We start from the raw sequence: 21549 nt of genomic DNA on the forward strand, positions 1-21549 counted from the left end.
TAACAAAAAGTTAGCCGATGAGTTCCTTTCGCAAGAGATAGACATTCGTTGATAACTATATGAGTATACCCGCCCATAACTGGACGGCGTTTTGAACACCGGCAAGAAAGCGATAAATAATGGCCTCTTCCTGACCTCATGAATGCTGCATCAATAAATATTTTAATAATTTTGAATTTTCAGGAGACTGGTGATGAACAACTCACACATTAACCTCCCCGCTGGTTACTTTGGCATCGTCCTTGGCATCATTGGATTGGGATTTTCCTGGCGGTTCGCGGCGACTATCTGGCCCGTCACAACCATACCCGCTAATACCCTCATCTTTCTGGCAATAATCATATGGGCGCTCTTGATGTTGGCGTTGATTATAAGAATGCTCCGGCATGCCGACAGCCTTCTTCAGGAGATAAGACACCCGCTCAAAAGCAGTTTTGTGAGCCTGGCGCCGGCGACGTCGATGCTTGTCGCGATAGGGATTGCGCCATGGAATCACCCGATAGCTCTCGGCCTTTTCCTGATTGCTGTCGCTATCCAACTCACCTACTCAGCCTGGCAAACAGCAGGATTATGGAAAGGGAAACATCCCAGAGAAGCCACTACGCCGGGGCTGTATCTTCCAACCGTCGCGAATAATTTTATCAGTGCGATGGCATGTGGGGCGCTGGGGTTCCAGGATGTCGGGATCCTGTTTCTTGGGGCCGGGATTTTTTCCTGGCTTAGCCTTGAACCCGCAATTCTGAGTCGGTTACGAAATCTTGATGAAATGTCCCCAGCCGTACGGACGTCGCTCGGCATTCAGATGGCTCCGGCTTTTGTGGCCTGCAGCGCCTGGTTAAGCGTGAATGGCGGCCAGGCGGATGTTTTTGCTAAATTATTGTTCGGTTATGGCCTGTTACAGATGCTGTTTATGATAAGGCTGATTCCCTGGTACTGTTGTCAGCCATTTAACCCCTCATTCTGGAGTTTCTCATTTGGTGTCGCGTCATTGGCGACAACGTCCATCCGACTGGGGAATGCTGTACCGGGCGGAGCATTATACTGGATATCATTCCCGTTATTTATTGCCTCTAATCTGGTTATCGTACTCCTTATGATAAAAACAGCGTCTCTTTTATTCAGCGGGAAATTAATCATCAGGGAAAACAGTAATTGACCCCCTATTTTCCCCGCGCTTAAAAATCACAATGGCCTGATGCGATAATACGGTATGAAAAAGAGTCTTCCGCTATCCGGGTGGAAGGCTCCTGATCTGATGTTTAACTGCCATAATGGAACATCACCGTCAATTTGAGATGTTCACTTTAAACGCAGGTGATTGTTCTTTGCCCACTGCCTTAATCTCCCATTAGCATTGGCATAGGGTGATGACGTGTTCAATGAGATCATACGTCCCATTGTCCATTTGCCATACCATGGCTTGCCATACAGATCTTCATCAGTGCGCTCGTCAATCAGCCTCACTATTTCGTCTTTTACCGACTGAAGGTTATTGATTAACGTCTGGTAATTTAATCCTTTGTAATCAAAGTAAAATTTCTGCGCCAGAAGCCCGAGCTGATTCCACTTGTAACCGGTTTCTGGGAAATCAACAGGTTGCCCTGTTGCGTCACCGCTAATCCATTTTACAACCAGAGTGTTCCATCCCAGCAAATACGAAACAAGCTCACAAACACTCATCTCCGTGCCTTTTGCATGGCCATCCAGCGATTTATCCGCAGTGAGCTCTGGCGGAATCGCATTGAGGTAACCGATTAATTTCGTGAAATTTTTATCAATAGCGAAAAGTAGTTCGGATTTTGTTTGTGGCACGCCCATCAAGAACGCCCTCTCAGTTTTAAAAAAGATGCCGGTGTGGTGTCTGGAAAACAATCAATTATGACCCACCTGCCACTACAGGGGAAGCACCATAAAAAACACCGGTTCGGATCGATAAAACGCAACGGTCAGGCTGGTGAGGAATAATTCTGGTCGTTGCCATAAAATTCCCATCAGTTCTCAATTGAATATATGGATATCATTGCGTTACATCACATTATTTCCCATTTATTCCTCCCGGATTTATATTTAATCCACACAATGACGAATAATTTCTTTTTCTATGATGAATCGTTGTCTTTAATTTTTTTAGGATTTATCTTATTCACTGAAATATAAATATTACACAATGTTTAATGTGAAGCGGGATGTGCTTCTCATCTTACATCAAATAATATATGGACATGACTATGATGACATTCAAAAAGGCTTTATTAATATCTTCACTGTTATTACCTCTGGCCCATAGTGCCCAGGCTGCCTGGGAACTTGGCGATATCTGCTACGGCTATGCGACTGCCACGGGTTCAGGTTATTCCGGCGGCGCTTTATTATTGGACCCAATCCCTGCCAATATGGAGATAACCGCGTTAAACAGAGCGCAACTGGACTATAAAGGAGTTAAAGCGGCGCTCGCCGGCGCTTATCTCAAAGTTACCGGGCCTAAGGGAAGTACAACGGTGTATGTCACTGACTTATACCCTGAAGGCGGCGATTGTGCACTGGATCTATCATTCAATGCGTTCGAGAAAATTGGTAATTTGCAGGATGGTAAAATTAATATCCAATGGGAATTAGTAAAGGCACCGATAAGCGGTAATGTGGTGTACAGAGTTAAAGAAGGATCTAATCCTTATTGGGCTGCAGTACAATTCAGAAATGTCAAATATCCGATTATTGGGATGAAGTATCTGCGAGGCAATCAGTGGGTCAGTGCGCCAAAAACAGATTACAATCATTTTATTTTGGAGTTCGTTGGTAAAAATGATATTCCGATCGAATTTACCGATCTCAAAGGTAATATCTTAAGCGATACGCTCCCGCCGATGTCAGACAGCACGTCGTCCGCCTATTTGATCACCGGAAAAGTACAACTGCCTTAATTTCTATGATGACAGGATACTGAGCAAATAAGAGTTACCGGTGATACCGGTAGCTCTTTCCTCTCTCCTCTGGCCCTCTTCGCTTTTTCCACTAAACCGCCCACGTTTTGCCTGCAAACTGGTTTTATCCACTCCGTGTTTTTCGTCAACGCGGGCGCTGCCTGCTGACACACCTCGCCTGCCCCCAGATAGCCAACGCCATGCTGAGTGCCCGCAACATTCCCTTGACAGGCCTTAAATGTCAATGCAAAACTATACCGTACGGTTTAGTTAATGTGTTGGCGTTAGCTCACCCGGTAAGTGGGGTTAATCAGAAGGCTAACGCCGTATAGAGAAGGTTTCCGCCTTCACCAGGGAAGTCAGTGTTACGTCACTCAACAATAAGTTCTTTATCACAGGATACGTCAAATGAAAGCATTCGCACGGGCCGCCCAGCCAGCCATCGTGACCCTCGCCATCTTTTTGGCCGGTTGTTCTGGTAGCCAGCAACCCTTACGCTACACCGGTATTGGTTCATCAGCCCAGTTGACCCCTAACAGCGGTGATGCATCCGACCGAATCCCCTTCAAGTACGCCGCGCCGGTTGACTGGAAAAAGTACAACAGCATTATCATTGAGCCTGTCGTGGTGTATTCAGGCAGCGACAATCAGTTTGGCGACCTGTCCGTGTCTGACAGGCAACAACTTGCCGCCTATATGCAAACAAAGTTCGAAGAGGCGCTGCGCCCACGCTTCAGGCAGGCGACAGCATCTGCGCCGGATGCTTTACGTCTGAAACTGACGCTTACCGGTGCCGAAACCACGACGCAAGTGGTAGGGACATTCACCAAGTTCGACCTTGCCGGCGGCCCTTACAACATCGTGCAATCTATTCGTGGCAAAGAGGGCATGTTCAGCGGTTCGGTGAGTTATGCTGTCGAGATCTACGACTCTACTTCCAATCGCTTGCTTCATGCCTATGTCGCTAAGCAATACCCGAACGCCATGAACGTTTCTGCCACCATTGGCTCATTGAGCGCGGCAGAAGTCGGGATCGATAAAGGTGCAGACGAGCTGGCCGGCATACTGAAATAAGCGATCCCCGTTGACCGGCCGAGTCGCCTGTAAGGCGTCACCGCGGGCATACCGGTAAATGTTAAAAACAACAGATAACCGAAAGCCGGTTATCTGTTTCCCCCCTTATCTTGCTGAGTATTGTCCACCGCGATGAAAAGCTACCCGTATTTAATCGCCTGCCCACACTGCGGTGGCGTGTATCGCCTCCGCCCGCTGGTCGGCAACGATGTCGCGCAATGTGTGCGCTGTCTGGCCATTCTTTATCGCTCCTCGTCGATGGACCCGGCACGTTTGCTTCCGCTGGCTTTTGCTTCCGCCATCACCTTTCTGATGGCTAATGCCTGGCCTGTCATGACGGTGAGTTTTCATGGATTAACCCATAACGTGACGCTCTGGCAATCCATGTGGTCGCTTGCTCAGGGTGATACCGCCCTTCTGGCGTGGTGCGCGGTGCTGTTCCTTATTCTTGCCCCTTCTTTACAAATCATGCTGTTAACCTGGATTTTGTTGTTCGCAAGCGCCCGCCGGCGGGCACCGGGCTTTATCGCCATCATGAAAACGCTGAGGTGGTTACGCCCCTGGAACATGATGGAAGTGGGTCTGCCCGGTTTTTTGGTCGCGGCGGGGAAACTGTCCGGTCTGCTGGATGTCTCTGTCGAGCCCGGAGGGTGGTTTCTGGTGGCTTCATTGATACTGGTTTTTATCATTACCCGTCAGGAGAATCGTTGGCTGTGGGCGCTTGGCGCGACCGTTCATCACGGAAAGGCGCATCATGCATAAAGTGCCGTCAGCCCGTCAGATGAATGTCTGCGATTGCCCGGTTTGCGGGCTGGTTTTCGACGCACCGGCGGCGGATGACCGTAACGCCCGTTGCCCACGTTGCCACACCCGGTTTGATGCACATTCCCCAGGCAGCACCGCCCTGTCGTGGGCTCTGCTGCTTGCCGCCCTGATTTTTTACATTCCGGCCAATACCCTACCGGTGATGCACACCAGCCAGCTCGCCAGCGGCGGCGAAAGCACGATTATGTCTGGCGTCGTCGACTTCTGGCAGCATGGCTCGTATGGCATTGCCCTGATCATATTTGTTGCCAGCGTGGTGATCCCTTGCATGAAGTTCCTGTCCCTGATACTCCTGCTGGTCACCGCTCGTCGGAAAAGCGCTTGGGCAAGACGCGAACGCACCCGGCTCTATCGCATAACGGAATGGATCGGCCGCTGGTCCATGCTGGATGTGATTGTCGTGGCAGTGGTGTGCAGCCTGGTTCGCTTTCATTCGCTGGGCGAAGCGGAACCCCGCCCCGGCATCCTGTTTTTTGGACTGGTGGTTATCCTGACCATGCTCTCCGCCATGAGTTTCGATCCGCGTTCGATCTGGGAGGAGGAGCAATGAATCCGATGTTACCGGGTGAGATCACCGCCATTCGCCGCAGCTGGCGTCATGCCGCTATCTGGTTCGTCCCGGTTATCGCGCTGGCGATCAGCCTCGCTATGCTGGTTCAGTCTCGCCTGTCCGCCGGTCCTGACATCACCCTTTCCTTTCGCAGTGCGACAGGGCTTGAAGCCGGTAAAACCACGGTTAAATACAAAGACGTCACGGTCGGAATAGTAAAAGATATCGTTATTAACGATGACGGTTCCCGTGTTCTGGTCAGGGTGCAACTGAACAAAAGCGCAGAGAATCTGGCGCGCAGCGGCTCACGGTTTTGGGTAGTCAGGCCACGCGTGGGGATGAGCGGCGTCAGCGGCATTGATACCCTGTTATCCGGCGCCTATATCGGCGTGGATAAAGGCTATTCATCGGAAACCCGGCGCGAATTTACCGGTCTGGAAACCCCGCCCGCCATTATCAATGACATGCCAGGGAGCCATTTTGTCATCGACGCCGACGATTTGGGGTCGTTGGATATCGGCTCGCCGATTTACTACCGCCGGGTACAGGTGGGACGTCTTGCTTCTTATCATCTGAAAGAAGACGGCCGTGGCGTCAGTTTACAGGTTTTCATCGATGCGCCTTATGACCGACTGGTGCAGCCTGACACCCGTTTCTGGAATGTCAGCGGCGTCGACCTATCCGTCGGTGCCAACGGCTTTCGCCTGAAAACGCAGACCGTGGCTGCGGTGCTGGCCGGCGGCATCGCGTTTGCCACCCCGGAGAGCAATAAAGATAGCGATAAAACGCCGGCGATTAACTCCCCCGTCAGCTATCGATTGGCACCGGATCAGGAGTCCGCCATGTCGGCGCCGGATGGGCAGGCGATTCCATTCCGGCTTCGGTTTGAACGTGCGTTACATGGGCTGGACATCGGCGCGCCGGTAGAATTTTCCAGCGTCACCATTGGTCGGGTTACGGCTATCACGCTGGATTATAATCCCACTGGCTATCGTTTCCCGACGATCGTGGATGTTGAGGTCTACCCCGCTCGTCTGGGAAATTTGCTGGATAAACTGCCCGGTTCATCGCCATCTGAATCCCCTTCGCCCGCAGAAACAGTGAACAAAGCCGCCCTGTTCACCCGTGACCTTGTCGCCCACGGCCTGCGGGCCCAGGCGGTTCCCGGCAACCTGTTGACCGGGCAACTGTATGTTTCATTCGATTTTGTGCCTGATGCCCCCAACGTCCGCTTTAATCCAAACGCCCGCCCCATCGAATTACCGACCGTCAGCGGCGGGCTGGATAAACTGCAAGCGCAATTGGGCGGTATCGTCGCCAAAGTTAACAACATGCCGCTGGAGTCTATCGGCAATAACCTGAACAACACCCTGGTTGAATTGAACAAGACGCTGCGGTTGGTCAATAACCAGACCTTGCCGACCGCCAACAGCCTGATGAAACAAACGCAACTGACGACGGAAAACGCCCAGGAACTCATCGCGGAAGACTCGCCATTGCTGATTCATTTCACTCAGACGTTACAGGAAGCAAGCCGGACGCTGCGCACCCTACGCGAGTTTACGGAGCAACTGGAGCGTAACCCGGAGTCGCTACTGCGTGGACGCTCATCGGATTCAGCCCCTAACGCAGCGGATGACCGTTCTGCTTCCCCCAAAGGAAAATAGCCATGAGATTGATACTGCCGCTGCTCACTGTCATTGTGGCGCTGACGCTACCGGCCTGCCGCTCCCCGCAGGTTCGCTACCATACGCTACTTCCCCCGACCGCCGGTGCGGTATCGCCCCCGGCGCCATTCGCGATTGAGGTATTACCGGTCGATGTACCGGCGCAGGTGGACCGACAGCAGGTGGTGATTCGCACTGGTCAGGACGGCGCCATGATCCTTGACGGCGATCGCTGGCTGAGTCCGCTAAGCGATGAGATTCACACGGCGCTGTCATCACTGCTGGCTCAGCGGCCGGGGGCCTCTAATGCATCTGGGCAGCCGCTGCCGCGCGATATCCCTGTACTGCGGGTCCGCATGCAGATTCGGCGTTTTGACAGCTGGCCCGGTCAGTTCGTCTCGCTCGACGCCGACTGGAGCCTGACCGCCAAAAGCGGGGATAAGCACCTCAAACTGTCTTGCCGCAGCCAGTTGACGGAAAGCGCCGCCGGCGATCTCACGCAACTGTTTTCTGCCTGGCAGAAGATTATTGAGCGAGTCGCGACACAGATGGCGGAAACCGCCCGGCAATGGCAACAAGATGGGAATATGGCGTGTCAATCGTGAAACGGAAAAGCGACGTGTAAACAAACAGAGGATACGTCGATCAGAGGATACGCCGATGCAGCGATAGCTGGTGTTTCCTGAAGAAGAGCCAGTTCGGTCACCCGACCTGGCTCCTGTTTCACGCCCAGAGGCGGCGCGCTAAATATGACTGCCGATAGACAGACAACCGTTCAGGATCATGGCGGCCATGACGATACAAACCAGCCCAATAATTCTCATGTTCTTTCCTCACTCGTAACCGAATAAGATGGCTTCCCCCTAAAACAGGGAGACACAACCGGTCAGCATACAGACAGCCGCAGCAAACCCTGCCAACGCCAGAATTTTCATACTCCACCCTCAATAAATAAACTGTACGGTTTAGTTTATATAAAGAAAAAACACTGTCAAGGCGTTGATTGTCTGAAAAAGAGGGATGAAGACGTACCAAAAAATATCGCTGCGTGACGTACGATGCCGTTGAGCAAACGCCACGCAGATGAGGTTAACGAGGAAAATGTTGGATTTATTGTCCCAATGGGCAACCAGCCCGCTGGCGATTCATTTCCCTGCCTGCGGGGATGCCCCATGCAGGAAAAGCTGGACACCGTTTCTCACCATTTCTTTGACGCGATCGGTCGAATAATCAGGCAGTTCACGCTGCAACAGCACCGCATCCGCTTCGGCTTTGACCAGCGACGTAAACTGCATGGCTCTCAGCATGGGATCTGCCGGAGCCAGTTCGCCGGTTTGCATAGCCTCGGCCATGAGATCGGCCAACCTGGCCATGCTCTCTTTCGGCCCCGACCCCTGAAACAAGGCACCGATATCTGAATGGCCCGCCTCGCCAACCACAATGCGATAAATTTGCAAAGCCGGGTTGCCACCGGTCAGAACATGCATCATTTTTTCACCAAAACGCGTCAACTTGATCTCCAGAGAACGCTGCCCGTCTTCCGGCATGTCGAGCTCCGCCGCCGCGTCCGTCAAAAAGCGCGTACTGTAGGTGCGTACAACCGTCTCAAACAACGCTTCCTTTGAGGGAAAGTAGTTATAGAGCGTCGCCTTCGACCCCCCTGCTCGTTTAGCCACCTCATTCATGGACGCCCGTTCGTATCCCGTTTCCTGAAACAATTGGGCGGCGGCATCGATAATGGCCTGCCGTTTTTCCTCAGTCAGTGTTCGCATTACGCCTCCTCTGGCACCTGTCCGGAATGATGTAGTCAGCGTTATTCTTAGGTAACCGGACAGTACAGTTTAATTATGTCGCAGTATGCCACATTCCGGCCCCCCAAGAAACCGCGCGGCGTTGACCATCTCCCGTATGTGTAAGTCGAGTTTCGGTAACAGCGCGCCCAGCAGTTAAAATCGTACATTTGTATTAAAATAGATATTTAAGTCCGTAAAATTAAATTTTATGAAAATAAATAAGAATTAAATTCTGAATATAAAATCATAAATGGTTTTTTGATCCAAAAGTTCATTCTGTTTTTTTGAGCAAGATTGTCAAATCCACGCTATTCTCTTCTCACTGCCAGCAAGGATACGATGCAGGCCGGATTACGGAACGCCCGATATCGCCCGCTGTCATCGTGGGCTGGCATTCCCGCTGACGCCCGGAGAGGAACCATGAGATCGAAAAGTGAAATCACAGCAGAACAACTGATACGCAGCGCCGCGGCCATCATTCGGCGTGATGGTCTGCACGCCTGTACGCATCGGGCTGTAGCTGAAGAAGCGCAGATGTCGCTGGGCGCCACCACCTACCATTTTAAAACGCTGGATGATCTGCTGGCCGCGGTGATGCATCAGGCGATTGAAGACTTTGCGGTCAGCACCCGGCATTGGCTTTCGCTGCGTGGAACCGACGACCCTGCCGCGATCCTGACCGATTTCGTATTCTGGACTATCGGCGAGCGCTCAAGGCTGACTCGTGAGTACGAACTGTTCGTGGCCGCGGTTTCCCGCCCCTTCCTGCGGGCGCACGCCGCCGAGTGGCTACATGCCCACGAAACGATATTGAGCGAGCATTTCGGTTTCAGCCGCCCGGTGTCGCAAGCGGCGGTGTCGTTCACCGATGCCTGGTTGATGCGCGGCATTCTGAGCGGCGTCGATGACTTGCCGGATGCGGATGTGATTCAGGCGGCGTTTCACGCCATCGTCACCAACAGGTCCGCCATCGGTCCTTAACGCACATCTGTGCGGGTCATTGCCACCCGCCCCCATTGAAATTGAAACGATACATGTTCCTCCGGGGCGGTGAACTGCCCCGGCAGGCATGACTTTGCCGGTAATAAACGACCGGCGAAAACTGGAGCAGTACCTCTATGGGAAAAGTACCTACATGGAAAAAATACCGGCATGGGGAAAGTCCCTGCGCGGGAAAAATACCTAAATGGGAAAAGTACCTACACGTAACCAAGGACTATCGTATGAAGAATGTGAATAACGCGATGAAGGCAGCCGGATTAACGCTGGCGCTCGCGGGAAGCACGGCAGCCTTTGCCGGGAATGCCGCCACTACGCCGGAACAACGATCGCTGGACCAGATTTACCAGAGCGCGCTAAGAGAAGGCGGTGTAGTCACGGTCTACGCCGGCGGCGACACCGCGGGCCAGCAGGATGGCATCAAGCAGGCGTTCGAAAAACGCTTTCCGGGTATGACGCTGAATGTCATCGTGGATTACAGCAAATTTCATGATGCCCGCATCGATAACCAGCTGGCGACCGACAGCCTGATTCCGGACGTCGTTCAGCTACAGACGTTGCAGGATTATTCGCGCTGGAAAAAAGAAGGCGCACTGCTGAACTACAAGCCGGCGGGCTGGGACAAGATCTGGCCGGCATTCCGGGATCAGGACGGTGCCTGGACCGGCATTTTCGTCGATGCGTTCAGTAATGTGGTCAACACCAAGCTGGTCGATCAGAAATCCTGGCCGCGTGAAGCCAATGATTACCTGCGCCCTGACCTGAAAGGAAAAATCGTTGTCACCTACCCGAACGACGACGACGCCGTGCTGTTCTGGTTCAAACAGGTGGTGGATAAATACGGCTGGGATTATGTGGCGAAGTTCAGCGAACAAGAGCCGGTTTACGTACGTGGCACCCAGGCGCCGGCGGACGATGTGGAAAGCGGCAAGTCCGCGGTAACCTTCTCCACTGACGGCGCGCTGGTTCCTGACGCCAAAGCCAGTTCCCGCTTTGTGCTGCCGGCACAAGATCCGTTTGTCGCCTGGGCGCAGCGCGTGGCAATCTTTAAACAGGCTAAGCATCCGGAATCCGCCAGGCTGTATCTGAGCTGGCTGCTGGACCCGAAAACCCAGACCGACGTCTGGTATATGTGGTCGGTTCGCACCGATGTGGCGCCGCCGGCCGGTTACAAGCACATCTGGGAATACAAGAATGCCAGTCCGGAAGCCTTCGAGCGTTTCATGAGCGACCGGGCGGCAGTCGAACGTTTCAGAGCGCAGATCGGTTTGTATCTGGGCGAAGTCAAAGGCGAACCGTCGCCGGGCTGGCTCGGCCTTCACCCGGAACAGGCGCTGCCGCACTGAGTTATCTGCCATGTAATACGTTATCCACTATGTAATATGTTATCCGCCACGTAATACGTGAGTGAATGACCTATCGCTCATTTGCCAGGGATTCCGCCGTGTCACGGAATCCCTTTTTTATTCCGCAGAAAACCCGTTCCGCCCGCAAGCTAAATCTCATCACATCTCGCGTCACGTTAAGTCTTCTTCACATTAAGTCTTCTTATGTTATCCAGAATTTCGGCGCCGTCACGTCCGGATGAACGTAACCGACTACACTATGATTACACGGCATTTTTCCTGATTCTAACCATTCACCGGGATGTGCATATGACGCATACGCAGCAAGAAAAAGCACCAGGTTTGCTGGCTATTTCCGCTCTGGGCATTGTATTTGGCGATATCGGTACCAGCCCGCTTTATACCTTCAATACCGTGATACAACTGGCCGGCGATGGCAGCCGACCGGAAACCATATTGGGCCTGCTTTCCACCCTGTTCTGGACGTTGATCATCGTTACCTCGATCAAGTACGCCTTGTTTGCCATGCGGATCGACAACAAAGGCGAAGGCGGCGTGCTGGCGTTGATGTCGCTGTTGCAGAATAATCAGGCCAAACGCCAGAAATGGATTATTGCCGCCGGGCTGCTGGGCGCGGCCTTTATCTATGGCGACGGCGCGATCACGCCGGCGATCTCGGTATTGTCGGCGCTGGAAGGACTGGAGCTGGTTTTGCCGGAAACCACCGATTACATCCTGCCGCTGACAATAGTCCTGCTGGTCCTTATCTTCGCCATTCAGCCAATGGGTACAGCCAAAATCAGTCGGTTTTTCGCACCGGTGATGCTGCTATGGTTTGCGACGCTGGCTCTGCTGGGCATCAGGAGCATCATGAATTATCCGGCCGTGCTCTGGGCGTTGAACCCCGTCCATGCGCTGACATTTTTCGCTACCCACGGGCATATCGCCCTGCTGATTCTGGGCGGCGTGTTCCTGTGCGTCACCGGGGCGGAAGCGCTGTATGCCGATATGGGGCACTTTGGCCGTAAGCCCATCTGGATTGCCTGGTATACGATGGCGCTACCTTGCCTGCTGCTCAATTATGCCGGTCAGGCGGCATTTATCTTATCCGGCACCGACGCCAACAATAATATTCTTTTTCGCCTGTGCCCTCCGGCGCTGCAAATACCGCTGGTGATTCTCGCCACGCTGGCTACCATCATTGCCAGTCAGGCCATTATTTCCGGCGCGTTTTCCATGACGCGGCAGGCGATTCAGCTCGGCTGGTTGCCCAGAATGAAAATCACCCAGACGGCGGAGCAAAGCTACGGCCAAATCTATCTGGGCACCGTTAACTGGCTATTGATGGTGGTTACGCTCAGCCTGGTCATCCTCTTCCAGTCTTCGGAACGGCTGGCCGCCGCCTATGGTATTGCCGTTTCCATCACGATGCTGATGACGACGCTGCTGTTATATATGGCAATGCGTAAGATTTGGCACTGGAACAAGATGCTGAGTCTCAGCATCACCGCCATTTTTATCCTGATCGATGTGGGATTCTGCGTCGCCAATATGCTGAAAGTGTTCGACGGCGGCTATGTTCCGTTGTTGCTGGCGATGCTGATTTTCTGCGTGATGTTTATCTGGCGTCGGGGTGTGACCCGCGTATCGCAGACCGTGGCGGAAAAAACGCTGCCGGTAGACGAGTTTCTCTCATCGCTACAGGCTGATGGCATTTCGCGCGTGCCGGGCGTCGCCGTATTTTTAACCCGCGTGCAGAATGTCGCGCCGCCGGTGATGCGCTGGCATGTCAAACGTAACCAGGCCTTGCATGACAAGATCATCGCCCTGACCATTCAGGTGCTGGATGTGCCGCGCGTCAGGGAGGAAGACAAATTGGTGTTAACCGAAAAATTTCCCGGTTTCTGGCAAGGCGTGGCCTACTACGGATTTATGGAGAAACCCAATATTCCCGAACTGCTCAGGCAAACGCCGCCGCTGAAAGCCTGTGCCGATCATGAATCCGTAACCTATTATATCGGCCATGAGTCGATCGTCGCCAAAGACAGTACGGACGCCCTGCCGCGCTGGCAATCCTACCTGTTCGCCTGGATGATGCGAAACTGCCTGCATGTCACGGAATACTACCAGTTGCCGGGTAATCAGGTGATCGAGATCGGTCGACGCATCGCCATCTAGTCATTTATAATTAGTCACTTACGATGGAGGACAGGCATATTTCCCTGCCTGTCCTCGCGTTTATCCCAACCTCTTCCTGCCCGACAAAGGAGAGGCCGTAACTCGTTCCACGTTTGCGCCATACGTAAAACCCACATTTCCCCTCCTGCCTGACGATAATCACGCCAATGTTTCAAGTTACCGAGGGTATTAAAAATATAAGTATGTTGTAACTAAATAGGTTGTTGTAACTAAATGAGTTTAACGAGGCAGAGCGACATAGATAAATTCTCAATGAGAAAGTGAAAAAATAAAGGGCGGATAGCCGCCCTTCGGTGATCAGACAGTTACACAACGAAATCGGCTGTCTGCGATACCTGACCCACGATCTTCACCAGGAATTCCGGCGAGGTGTTGTTATCAAGGTTCAGATAAAGATTGCTGACGCTGGCTGACGAATCCCAGTTGAGCAGGATCTCACCGCCGCTGCCGCTGAACTGATTAACAAAGTGCAGGTTATTACCGGTATTGAGCGCAGAAAGGTCGATTTTATCGACACCGGTCTGGAAATCGAGAATCCAGTCCGGCGCCGCCACTTTGGAATCGGACACGGCGGTATACACAAAGGTATCACGACCGCTGCCGCCATACAGACGGTCTGCCCCGCCCCCGCCGTACAGGATATCGTCGCCGGCACCGCCGCGCAGAATGTTGTCGGCATTGTTGCCGATCAGCAAATCGTTGCCGGAGCCGCCAATCGCGTTTTCAATAGTCACCCCGTGCGCGATCGACACATTACCTTTCAGCCCGCCGACATCAGACAATGACCCTTCGTTCAGATTGATACGCTGATTATTGCTGTAACCAGAGAAATCGAAGGTGTCGTTGCCGCCCGCGTCCCATACCGAGAAAATCAGCGCTTTGCTGCTGCTGGTCGCGGTGTAGAAATCACGATCGGTGTTGGAGTTAAAGCCATACACGGTATCGCCGGTACGAGTAGTCATATTGGCGCCGTACAGGCGCTGAATGGCGTCGATATCATCCAACATCGGGCCGGCGGCATAATGGCCTTTGAAATCCCCACCGGTATTCTTCTCACTCCAGTAGCTCATGATGCTGAACTGACGGGTGTCTTCGGCATAGGTCACATCGCTATAGGTGGGGTTCCCTTCGCCGGCGTTATAGTCACCCGGATGGTTCAGGCCCAGCGCGTGGCCGATTTCATGCGTCAGCGTCTGACGGCCGTACTCCATTTTGTCTGGGCTGCGAATGTTGTCCACATTGTAGTTGTACCAGGTGGTACCGGACGCGCTGCCGCTCCCCGGCAGATAAGCGTACGCCTGCGTGCCGTAATCCAGACGACCGCTGGAGTCACGGGTATAGTTGCCAAAGGTGACGTTGGCCGACTGGTTCCCTGTCACTTCCGTGAAGGTGATGTTGGCCAGATCCGCCCAAGACTGTAATGCCAGTTTGGCCTGAGCGACCTGTGCGGCATTGAATTTGACAAACCCGGTATCGCCGTCCGGCGTGGAGCGTGCGGACTGGAGAAACTTGAAGGTCAGATTGGCGGATTTGCCAAATACATTCGAACCATTCCAGCTGACGTTGTCGCGGGTAATTTGTTCGCCCGCATCCTCAATCGAATAGGATGGTTTGCCGTTAATCGTCAATCCATTTCCCCGCTCGTGATAATGCAGCAGATCATAAACAGAGTCATAGCTGCTGCTGGCGGATAATGAATGCAACGCGTCATCATCACGTGAAGACAGATTTTTTTCCATAAAACCCTCATTGGTATGAATAATCATAAAATGCCATAATCATTAAATTTTTAGATAAAGAACACCTCTGCCAATCTAATGACATATTTTTCAGCATATAAGCCTGATGATATTTGACACAGACAAACAACGCCGTCACTGGCGCTAATTATTTATATAAGCCACTGTAATGTTTTTGTAAAGAGTCGTTAATCAATTTTCTATTTACTGGAGAGTTAACCCACGGCTTCAATACGATGCTAATTGATTAAAGTGGAATAAGTTATTTGAATGATGGCAAATAAAAAAGAAACGGTTGCTTGTTAAAACGGTTAATTTTATCGAGAGGATTTAATACAGAGAAAATAATTTCAGGAATGAATTCTACCCTAATGCAGAATGGAATATTAAACAGGGCAGATAAACTGCCCTGTGCAATATTTTCAGAATATCATTACACAATAATATCGGACTGTGCCGCCTGACCGACAATTCGTACCAGGAAGTCTACCGAGCTGTGCCCTGCTTCATGCAACCACAGGTTGGTGATGCTGTTGGCCGCATCCCACTGCAGCATCACTTCCTGACCTTTGCCGGTGAACTGATCCTGCACAAAGCTCAGTTGACCTTCGTTGCGGAACGCCGACAGGTCGATTTTATCAATGCCTTTCTGGAAATCGGCAATCCAGTCATACGCTGCCACGGTGGAATCCTGACCGCTGCCGTAAACGAACGTATCACGCCCGGCGCCGCCGTACAGCGTATCCGCGCCGGCACCACCGTACAGCACGTCATTGCCCGCGCCGCCCTGCAGTATGTTATCTGCGCTGTTGCCCACCAGAATATCGTTGCCGGAACCGCCAATGGCGTTTTCGATGGTCACGCCGTGCGCGATCGACACGTTGCCTTTCAGGCCGCCCACGTCCGAAAACGAGCCTTCATTCAGATTGATACGCTGGTTGTTGCTATAGCCGGAGAAGTCGAAGGTGTCGGTGCCGCCGGCATCCCATACTGAGAAAATCAGTGCTTTACTGCTGTCGGTCGCAGTATAGAAATCACGATCGGTATTGGAATTGAAACCATACACGCTATCACCGGTACGGGTGGTCATGTTGGCGCCATACAGCCGCTGAATCGCCGCGATGTCGTCAATCATCGGCGCGCCGCCATAGTGACCGTTGTAGTCGGCACCGGTTTCATTCTCGCCCCAGTAGCTCATGATACTGAATTGATAGCTATCTTCCGCATACACCGCGTCATTATAGCTCGGGTCACCTTCGCCGGCGTTGTACTCACCCGGATGGGCCAGGCCAAGCGCATGACCAATCTCGTGGGTAAAGGTCTGACGGCCATATTCTTCCGACCCCGGATTACGGATATTAGACTGGTTATAGTTGTACCAGCTGCTGCCCGCCCCCTGATAATTACCCGGATAATAGGCATAGGCTTGAGTACCGTAATCCAGGTTGCCACTCGCATCACGCGTATAGTTACCAAAGGTGATATTAGCAGATTTATTTCCCGTTACTTCGGTAAACGTCAGATTGGCTACGTCCGACCAGGATTGCAGCGACAGTTTCGCCTGCTCAATTTGCTCTGCATTAAATTTCACAAAACCGGTATCGCCGGATGGAATGGAGCTGACCGACTGCAGAAATTTAAACGTCAGATTGGCCGACTTGCCAAATACATTGGTTCCATTCCAGCTGACATTTTCCCGGGTAATTTGCGCCGCGGCCTGATCGATGGAATAGGATGTTTTGCCATTGACCGTCAGGCCATCGCCACGATCGTGGTAACGCAGAAAATCATAAACGGAATTATACGCGCTGCTGGTATTCGCGGATAATGCGTGTTGAGCGTCATCTTGACGTAAAGACAGATTTTTTCCCATAAAATCCTCTGGAAATACGATAAAAGAATACTGTCATCCTTTATTCAGGACGAGCAACGCCCTGCCAGAATGACATGATAATAAGATTCCCGTGGAAATCTTATTAAACAGGATGGTTAACCCACCCTGTTTAATATTTTCAGTGGTTGATTACACAATAATATCGGATTGCGCGGTCTGGCCGACAATGCGTACCAGAAAATCCACTGAGCTGTGACCCGCTTCATGCAGCCACAAGTTGGTCGTGCTGTTGGCCGCATCCCACTGCAGCATCACTTCCTGACCTTTGCCGGTGAACTGGTCCTGCACAAAGCTCAGTTGGCCTTCGTTGCGGAACGCCGACAGATCGATCTTGTCGATACCGGTCTGGAAATCGGTAATCCAGTCGTATGCCGACACGGTGGAATCCTGACCGCTGCCGTAGACGAAGATATCGCGTCCGGCGCCGCCGGTCAGCGTATCCGCGCCAGTGCTGCCGTACAGCACGTCGTCGCCCGCGCCGCCCTGCAGTATGTTATCTGCGCCGTTACCAATCAGAATGTCGTTGCCGGAACCGCCAATAGCATTCTCGATGGTCACGCCGTGCGCGATCGACACGTTGCCTTTCAGGCCGCCCACGTCCGAAAACGAGCCTTCATTCAGATTGATACGCTGGTTGTTGCTGTAACCGGAGAAGTCGAAGGTGTCGGTGCCGCCGGCATCCCATACCGAGAAAACCAACGCCTTGCTACTGTTGGTCGCGGTATAGAAATCACGATCGGTATTGGAGTTGAAGCCATACACGGTATCGCCGGTACGGGTGGTCATGTTGGCGCCGTACAGCTTCTGGATCGCCGCGATATCATCCATCAGCGGACCTGCCGAGTAGTGACCTTTGAAGTCACCGCCGGTGTTTTCCACTTCCCAGTAGCTCATGATGCTGAACTGACGGGAGTCTTCCGCATAGGCAGCGCTGTTTTTGTAGCTAATATCGCCTTCGCCGGCGTTGTACTCCGCCGGATGGCTCAGCCCCAGCGCATGACCGATTTCATGCGTGAACGAATGACGTCCATACTCATCGGTATCCGGGTTGCGAATGCTGGACTGGTTGTAGTTGAACCAGGCGCTGCCGGATACCGGATGCGTACCTGGATAAGCCGCATAAGCCTGGGTATCAGTATTCAGGCTGCCGTCGGCATTGCGCGTATAGTTGGCGAATGTGATATTGGCTTTTTGATTGGGGCTGACTTCGGTAAACGTCAGGTTCGCCGCATCCGCCCAGGACTGTAATGACAGTTTTGCCTGCTGCATCTGCACCGGCGTAAATTTTACCGGGCCGGTATGACCGTTAGGCGTCGAGCTAAACGTGTTCAGAAACGAGTAGGTCAGATTTGCCGCTTTGCCAAATACGTTATCACCGTTCCAGGTGGTATGCGGCCGCGTTAATCCCTCGCTCACCGCCTTATCGGTGGTATAAGACGGTTTACCATTGACAGTCAGACCGTCGCCGCGCTGATGGTAATACCAAAAATCATACACATCGGCATAGCCGGTATAACTTCCCGCCTTGGCGGCAGCGGCAGAGGTATTTAACGAAGCTTTTTCGTTTTGTTGCATATCACTTCTTCCATAAAGTCTGACGCATTACTGTCAGAATGCCTTGTTTCGCCATTAAATCGCCGGCAATTATCATCACGGCTAATTTAATGACATACCCATCTCTCGCAGCGGGCTGCGAAAGAAATTTCGTGGAAACTGCAATCAATTTTTGTAGAGAAAACCATCAGTTTTCATAGACACCACAACCAACTAACGCCAAAGGTTACCGCTAATTCGTTTTATTACCGGTGGCCGCGTTTATTCCGGTTTTATTTATTACAGGCGCAGATTGAAACCAGGCAGCCAATTGCATCATATCCTGCTCATTCAGCGTTCCGGCGGTATAGCGCAAATTCAGCCAGGCCTGTAACCAGCGATATTTGACTTCCGTCAGCTCGCGGCGGGCGTTATACCACTCCTGTTCCGCCATCAGCACGTCCAGATTGATGCGCTCGCCGCCGGCGACGCTCTGCCGCGTCGCGCGGATCGCTTCCTCAGCGGCGGCCACGCTCATCTGCCAGGCTCGGATTTTGGCGGCCCCATTGGCGCACAGGTTGAACTGACGGCGTAATTCCGCAAAGGTCTGCCGGGTCTGGTTATCCAGCTCCGCCTGACTTTGCTGGTATTCCGCCGCTGCCTGACGCATCGAGGCCGAAACGGCGCCGCCGGAATACAGCGGCACGCGCACCTGCAAACCGACGGTCTGGGTGTCGTATTTCTGGTTGTAGTTGTATTCAGACTCCGACAAGCTGTTGCGGGTGGACGCCACCAAATCCAATGTCGGCAGATGGCCGGCGCGATTACGCTCAATTTCGTAGCGGCTGTAATCGACGTTTTCACGCTGTACCGCCAGCTTTGCGTTGTGCCGCACCGTCAGTTCGCGCCACTGCGACAGCGAGCGATTTTCGGTGACATTATCCGGCAACGTATCCAGCGCCAACGGCGACAGATCCTGAATTTGCAACGGCGAACCCATCATGTTTTCCAGATCGGTCATAGCGGCATCCAGCGTATCTTCCTGTTCGATACGCTGGGCTTCAGTGACGGTGTAACGCGCCTCCGTTTCCCGCAGGTCGGTTTGCGTGCCTTCCCCCGCCGCCAATAAGCGACGGTTCAGCGCCAACTGCTCCTGATAGGCACGGCGCTGCGCATCCAGCAGCATCAATTTCTCCTGCGCCAGCAATGCCTCGCTCCAGGACTGGTACAAACGCACCATCAGGTCCTGACTGCGATCGCGAAATCGCTGATCGGCCATCAGTTTGCGGGTGACGCCCTGCTGGTAGCGCGCCCAGGCGGCATAGTCCAGCAGCGGCTGACGCAGCGTCAACGTCGATACGTAGTTATCGTAGTCACGTTTAGTCGTGTTATTCAGCGTCCGATCGCGTTGCGTCACCTTGGAATGACTGTAATTAGCGCCATAGGTATATTGCAGCGACGGCAGCAACCCGGCGCGGCCGATCGCCACCTCTTCCTGCCCGGCGTCTCGTTCGAAACCGGCCGCCCGCAGCTGTGCGTCATTACGCAGCGCCAGTTCCCATGCATCCAGCAGCCCCATCGCCTGGGCGCTGCCGCCCGACAGAGATAACACGACCGTCAGTAGTACCGCTTTCCTTCGCATTGCTTCCTTCCGTTACTCTTCCGTCAACGCCAGATGCATGCGATCCATCAGGGGTTTAAACAGATAATTGATAAACGAACGCTCTCCGGTGCGGACAAACCCCTGCACCGGCATACCAGGTTTAATTTCCAGCCCGTGCAACGAACGCTTGCCTTCTTCGCTCACCTGAATGCGCAAACCGTAGTACGGCGTGCCGTCCTTTTCGTCCACCAGCCGGTCAGCGGAAAGCAGGGTCACCGTTCCCGGCACTCGCGGCGTGGTGCTTTGGCTAAACGCGGTGAACTGCAGTTCCACCGGCAGCCCGGACCACACCTTGTCCACCATTTCCACCGGAATGCGCCCATCCACCAGCAGCGGCTGGTCTTCGGGAACGATGTCCATCATGACCTGCCCGGGGGCGATCACCCCGCCTTCGGTGAAGATCTTCATATCCACCACGGTGCCGGCAACCGGTGCACGGACCTGCACGTTGGCCAGATTGAAATCCGCCTTCTCGCGCTGACTGATCACCTCATTCAGTTTGGCCTGTACGTCGGACAATTCGCTGTTGACCTCTTTGTCGTATTCCTGCTGACGCTGGGCGATGCGCAATTTTTGCTGCTGAATATCACGCCGGGTTCGCCCTACCTCGCCGCTGGTCTGGGCCAGTTCGCCGCTGACCTGCGCAAACAAGCGCTCCGTTTCCAGCATCTTATTACGCGGAACATAGTTATCCGCCGCCAGCGGCCGCAGTCCCTGCAACTGCTGGCTCAACGTCGCCTGCTCGGACTGTTTGCTGCTCATCACCTTTTGCAATGCGCCAAGCGACGTCTCCAGGCCATCGATGCTGGCGCGCACTCCGTCTATTTCCAGCTTTAGCGACTGCTGCCGGCTACGCAATAGATCTTCCTGCAACGCAATGATGGCGGCCATTTCCGGCCGCTGGCGCGCCTGAGTCAGCCGGGGCGTCGCCGCCAGCGACGATTGATTACGTTGTTCCGCCAGCAGTCGGGCTTCACGAGCAATCAATTGATCGTATTGGGAGCCCAGCCCTTCGCTGGTGGTACGGGCATCTACCGCATTCAGCGTCAGCAACACCTGACCCGCGGCAACGCGGTCGCCGTCTTTCACCTGAATCCGGTCGACAATGCCGCCCTGCATGTGTTGGATCACCTTGCGATTACCGGACACCACCACATTGCCTTGCACCGCCACCCCTTTATCCAACGGCGCCAGCAAGGCCCACAGCAGAAAACCGCCAAAACCGGCGAGCACCAGCCACCAGCCCAGCCGTAACGCGCGCTCTTCATCCCGGCTGGCGCGATCGCGCATTGCTGCTTCGTTCAATTCATCCTGAGTGGTTATATCCATGCCTGTCATCACGAGAT

General features: G+C 53.2%; 17 protein-coding genes. 10 read left to right on the top strand and 7 right to left on the bottom strand.

All coding sequences use genetic code 11. The features are described 5' to 3' along the window. The first annotated feature begins 193 nt into the window (after positions 1 to 193). Entirely contained in the window at positions 194 to 1156 is a 963-nt protein-coding gene (tehA, locus tag DDA898_RS00020; RefSeq protein ID WP_038909773.1) for a dicarboxylate transporter/tellurite-resistance protein TehA, read from the top strand. Between the two features lie 143 nt (positions 1157 to 1299). Here the strand turns inward: tehA and DDA898_RS00025 are convergent, their stop codons facing one another. Beyond that, entirely contained in the window at positions 1300 to 1818 is a 519-nt protein-coding gene (locus DDA898_RS00025) for a ClbS/DfsB family four-helix bundle protein (RefSeq protein WP_038909824.1), read from the bottom strand. A gap of 410 nt (positions 1819 to 2228) precedes the next feature. Between DDA898_RS00025 and DDA898_RS00030 the strand changes: the two genes are divergently transcribed. From DDA898_RS00030 to DDA898_RS00055, 6 genes are all read left to right on the top strand, one after another. Next, entirely contained in the window at positions 2229 to 2921 is a 693-nt protein-coding gene (locus DDA898_RS00030; protein WP_279629682.1) for an expansin EXLX1 family cellulose-binding protein, read from the top strand. Positions 2922 to 3329: 408 nt separating this feature from the next. Then, positions 3330 to 3995 carry a DUF3313 domain-containing protein gene (locus tag DDA898_RS00035; protein WP_038909774.1) on the top strand — a complete coding sequence of 222 codons (666 nt, stop codon included), beginning with the start codon at positions 3330 to 3332 and terminating at the stop codon, positions 3993 to 3995. A gap of 132 nt (positions 3996 to 4127) precedes the next feature. Next, positions 4128 to 4757 carry a paraquat-inducible protein A gene (locus DDA898_RS00040; protein WP_038909775.1) on the top strand — a complete coding sequence of 210 codons (630 nt, stop codon included), beginning with the start codon at positions 4128 to 4130 and terminating at the stop codon, positions 4755 to 4757. After that, positions 4750 to 5370, top strand: a complete 621-nt coding sequence (locus DDA898_RS00045; protein WP_038909776.1) for a paraquat-inducible protein A — start codon at positions 4750 to 4752, stop codon at positions 5368 to 5370. Before DDA898_RS00040 ends, DDA898_RS00045 begins: the two co-directional genes overlap by 8 nt. Next, on the top strand, positions 5367 to 7037 hold the full coding sequence (locus tag DDA898_RS00050) for a PqiB family protein (protein ID WP_038909777.1): 1671 nt from the start codon (positions 5367 to 5369) through the stop codon (positions 7035 to 7037). The genes DDA898_RS00045 and DDA898_RS00050 overlap by 4 nt, the downstream gene beginning before the upstream one ends. A 2-nt stretch (positions 7038 to 7039) precedes the next feature. Further along, positions 7040 to 7642 (top strand): PqiC family protein, encoded by a 603-nt coding sequence (locus DDA898_RS00055; RefSeq protein WP_050570145.1) that lies wholly within the window; start codon positions 7040 to 7042, stop codon positions 7640 to 7642. A gap of 540 nt (positions 7643 to 8182) precedes the next feature. Here the strand turns inward: DDA898_RS00055 and DDA898_RS00060 are convergent. Next, positions 8183 to 8809, bottom strand: a complete 627-nt coding sequence (locus DDA898_RS00060; RefSeq protein ID WP_013317946.1) for a TetR/AcrR family transcriptional regulator — start codon at positions 8807 to 8809, stop codon at positions 8183 to 8185. 441 nt (positions 8810 to 9250) lie between these two features. Here DDA898_RS00060 and DDA898_RS00065 point away from each other — a divergent pair, with 441 nt between their 5' ends. The 3 genes from DDA898_RS00065 to DDA898_RS00075 all read left to right on the top strand — a co-directional run bounded on the left by DDA898_RS00065 (position 9251) and on the right by DDA898_RS00075 (position 13353). After that, the gene (locus DDA898_RS00065; RefSeq protein ID WP_038909778.1) at positions 9251 to 9811 is read left to right on the top strand and encodes a TetR/AcrR family transcriptional regulator; all 561 of its coding nucleotides are present in this window, start codon (positions 9251 to 9253) and stop codon (positions 9809 to 9811) included. 242 nt (positions 9812 to 10053) lie between these two features. Continuing rightward, positions 10054 to 11175: an ABC transporter substrate-binding protein gene (locus DDA898_RS00070; RefSeq protein WP_038909780.1), complete on the top strand. Its 1122-nt coding sequence runs from the start codon at positions 10054 to 10056 to the stop codon at positions 11173 to 11175. A gap of 309 nt (positions 11176 to 11484) precedes the next feature. Then, positions 11485 to 13353 (top strand): potassium transporter Kup, encoded by a 1869-nt coding sequence (locus DDA898_RS00075; protein WP_038909781.1) that lies wholly within the window; start codon positions 11485 to 11487, stop codon positions 13351 to 13353. Between the two features lie 326 nt (positions 13354 to 13679). Here DDA898_RS00075 and DDA898_RS00080 read toward each other — a convergent pair whose 3' ends face one another. From DDA898_RS00080 to DDA898_RS00100, 5 genes are all read right to left on the bottom strand, one after another. Beyond that, entirely contained in the window at positions 13680 to 15113 is a 1434-nt protein-coding gene (locus tag DDA898_RS00080; protein ID WP_013317949.1) for a serralysin family metalloprotease, read from the bottom strand. A 433-nt stretch (positions 15114 to 15546) separates the two neighbouring features. Further along, positions 15547 to 16986: a serralysin family metalloprotease gene (locus tag DDA898_RS00085; protein ID WP_038909783.1), complete on the bottom strand. Its 1440-nt coding sequence runs from the start codon at positions 16984 to 16986 to the stop codon at positions 15547 to 15549. A 150-nt stretch (positions 16987 to 17136) separates the two neighbouring features. Further along, positions 17137 to 18582 carry a serralysin family metalloprotease gene (locus tag DDA898_RS00090; protein WP_038901222.1) on the bottom strand — a complete coding sequence of 482 codons (1446 nt, stop codon included), beginning with the start codon at positions 18580 to 18582 and terminating at the stop codon, positions 17137 to 17139. Positions 18583 to 18793: 211 nt separating this feature from the next. Beyond that, positions 18794 to 20182 (bottom strand): TolC family outer membrane protein, encoded by a 1389-nt coding sequence (locus DDA898_RS00095; protein WP_038909784.1) that lies wholly within the window; start codon positions 20180 to 20182, stop codon positions 18794 to 18796. Between the two features lie 12 nt (positions 20183 to 20194). After that, on the bottom strand, positions 20195 to 21541 hold the full coding sequence (locus DDA898_RS00100; protein WP_038901224.1) for an HlyD family type I secretion periplasmic adaptor subunit: 1347 nt from the start codon (positions 21539 to 21541) through the stop codon (positions 20195 to 20197). Between the last annotated feature and the right edge of the window lie 8 nt (positions 21542 to 21549).

Source organism: Dickeya dadantii NCPPB 898 (assembly GCF_000406145.1).
Lineage (GTDB): Bacteria > Pseudomonadota > Gammaproteobacteria > Enterobacterales > Enterobacteriaceae > Dickeya > Dickeya dadantii.

Bases quoted from the DNA above. Each gene is read 5' to 3' on its own strand.
- tehA (WP_038909773.1), top strand. From the start codon at position 194: ATGAACAACTCACACATTAACCTCCCCGCTGGTTACTTTGGCATCGTC.
- DDA898_RS00025 (WP_038909824.1), bottom strand. From the start codon at position 1,818: ATGGGCGTGCCACAAACAAAATCCGAACTACTTTTCGCTATTGATAAA.
- DDA898_RS00030 (WP_279629682.1), top strand. From the start codon at position 2,229: ATGATGACATTCAAAAAGGCTTTATTAATATCTTCACTGTTATTACCT.
- DDA898_RS00035 (WP_038909774.1), top strand. From the start codon at position 3,330: ATGAAAGCATTCGCACGGGCCGCCCAGCCAGCCATCGTGACCCTCGCC.
- DDA898_RS00040 (WP_038909775.1), top strand. From the start codon at position 4,128: ATGAAAAGCTACCCGTATTTAATCGCCTGCCCACACTGCGGTGGCGTG.
- DDA898_RS00045 (WP_038909776.1), top strand. From the start codon at position 4,750: ATGCATAAAGTGCCGTCAGCCCGTCAGATGAATGTCTGCGATTGCCCG.
- DDA898_RS00050 (WP_038909777.1), top strand. From the start codon at position 5,367: ATGAATCCGATGTTACCGGGTGAGATCACCGCCATTCGCCGCAGCTGG.
- DDA898_RS00055 (WP_050570145.1), top strand. From the start codon at position 7,040: ATGAGATTGATACTGCCGCTGCTCACTGTCATTGTGGCGCTGACGCTA.
- DDA898_RS00060 (WP_013317946.1), bottom strand. From the start codon at position 8,809: ATGCGAACACTGACTGAGGAAAAACGGCAGGCCATTATCGATGCCGCC.
- DDA898_RS00065 (WP_038909778.1), top strand. From the start codon at position 9,251: ATGAGATCGAAAAGTGAAATCACAGCAGAACAACTGATACGCAGCGCC.
- DDA898_RS00070 (WP_038909780.1), top strand. From the start codon at position 10,054: ATGAAGAATGTGAATAACGCGATGAAGGCAGCCGGATTAACGCTGGCG.
- DDA898_RS00075 (WP_038909781.1), top strand. From the start codon at position 11,485: ATGACGCATACGCAGCAAGAAAAAGCACCAGGTTTGCTGGCTATTTCC.
- DDA898_RS00080 (WP_013317949.1), bottom strand. From the start codon at position 15,113: ATGGAAAAAAATCTGTCTTCACGTGATGATGACGCGTTGCATTCATTA.
- DDA898_RS00085 (WP_038909783.1), bottom strand. From the start codon at position 16,986: ATGGGAAAAAATCTGTCTTTACGTCAAGATGACGCTCAACACGCATTA.
- DDA898_RS00090 (WP_038901222.1), bottom strand. From the start codon at position 18,582: ATGCAACAAAACGAAAAAGCTTCGTTAAATACCTCTGCCGCTGCCGCC.
- DDA898_RS00095 (WP_038909784.1), bottom strand. From the start codon at position 20,182: ATGCGAAGGAAAGCGGTACTACTGACGGTCGTGTTATCTCTGTCGGGC.
- DDA898_RS00100 (WP_038901224.1), bottom strand. From the start codon at position 21,541: ATGACAGGCATGGATATAACCACTCAGGATGAATTGAACGAAGCAGCA.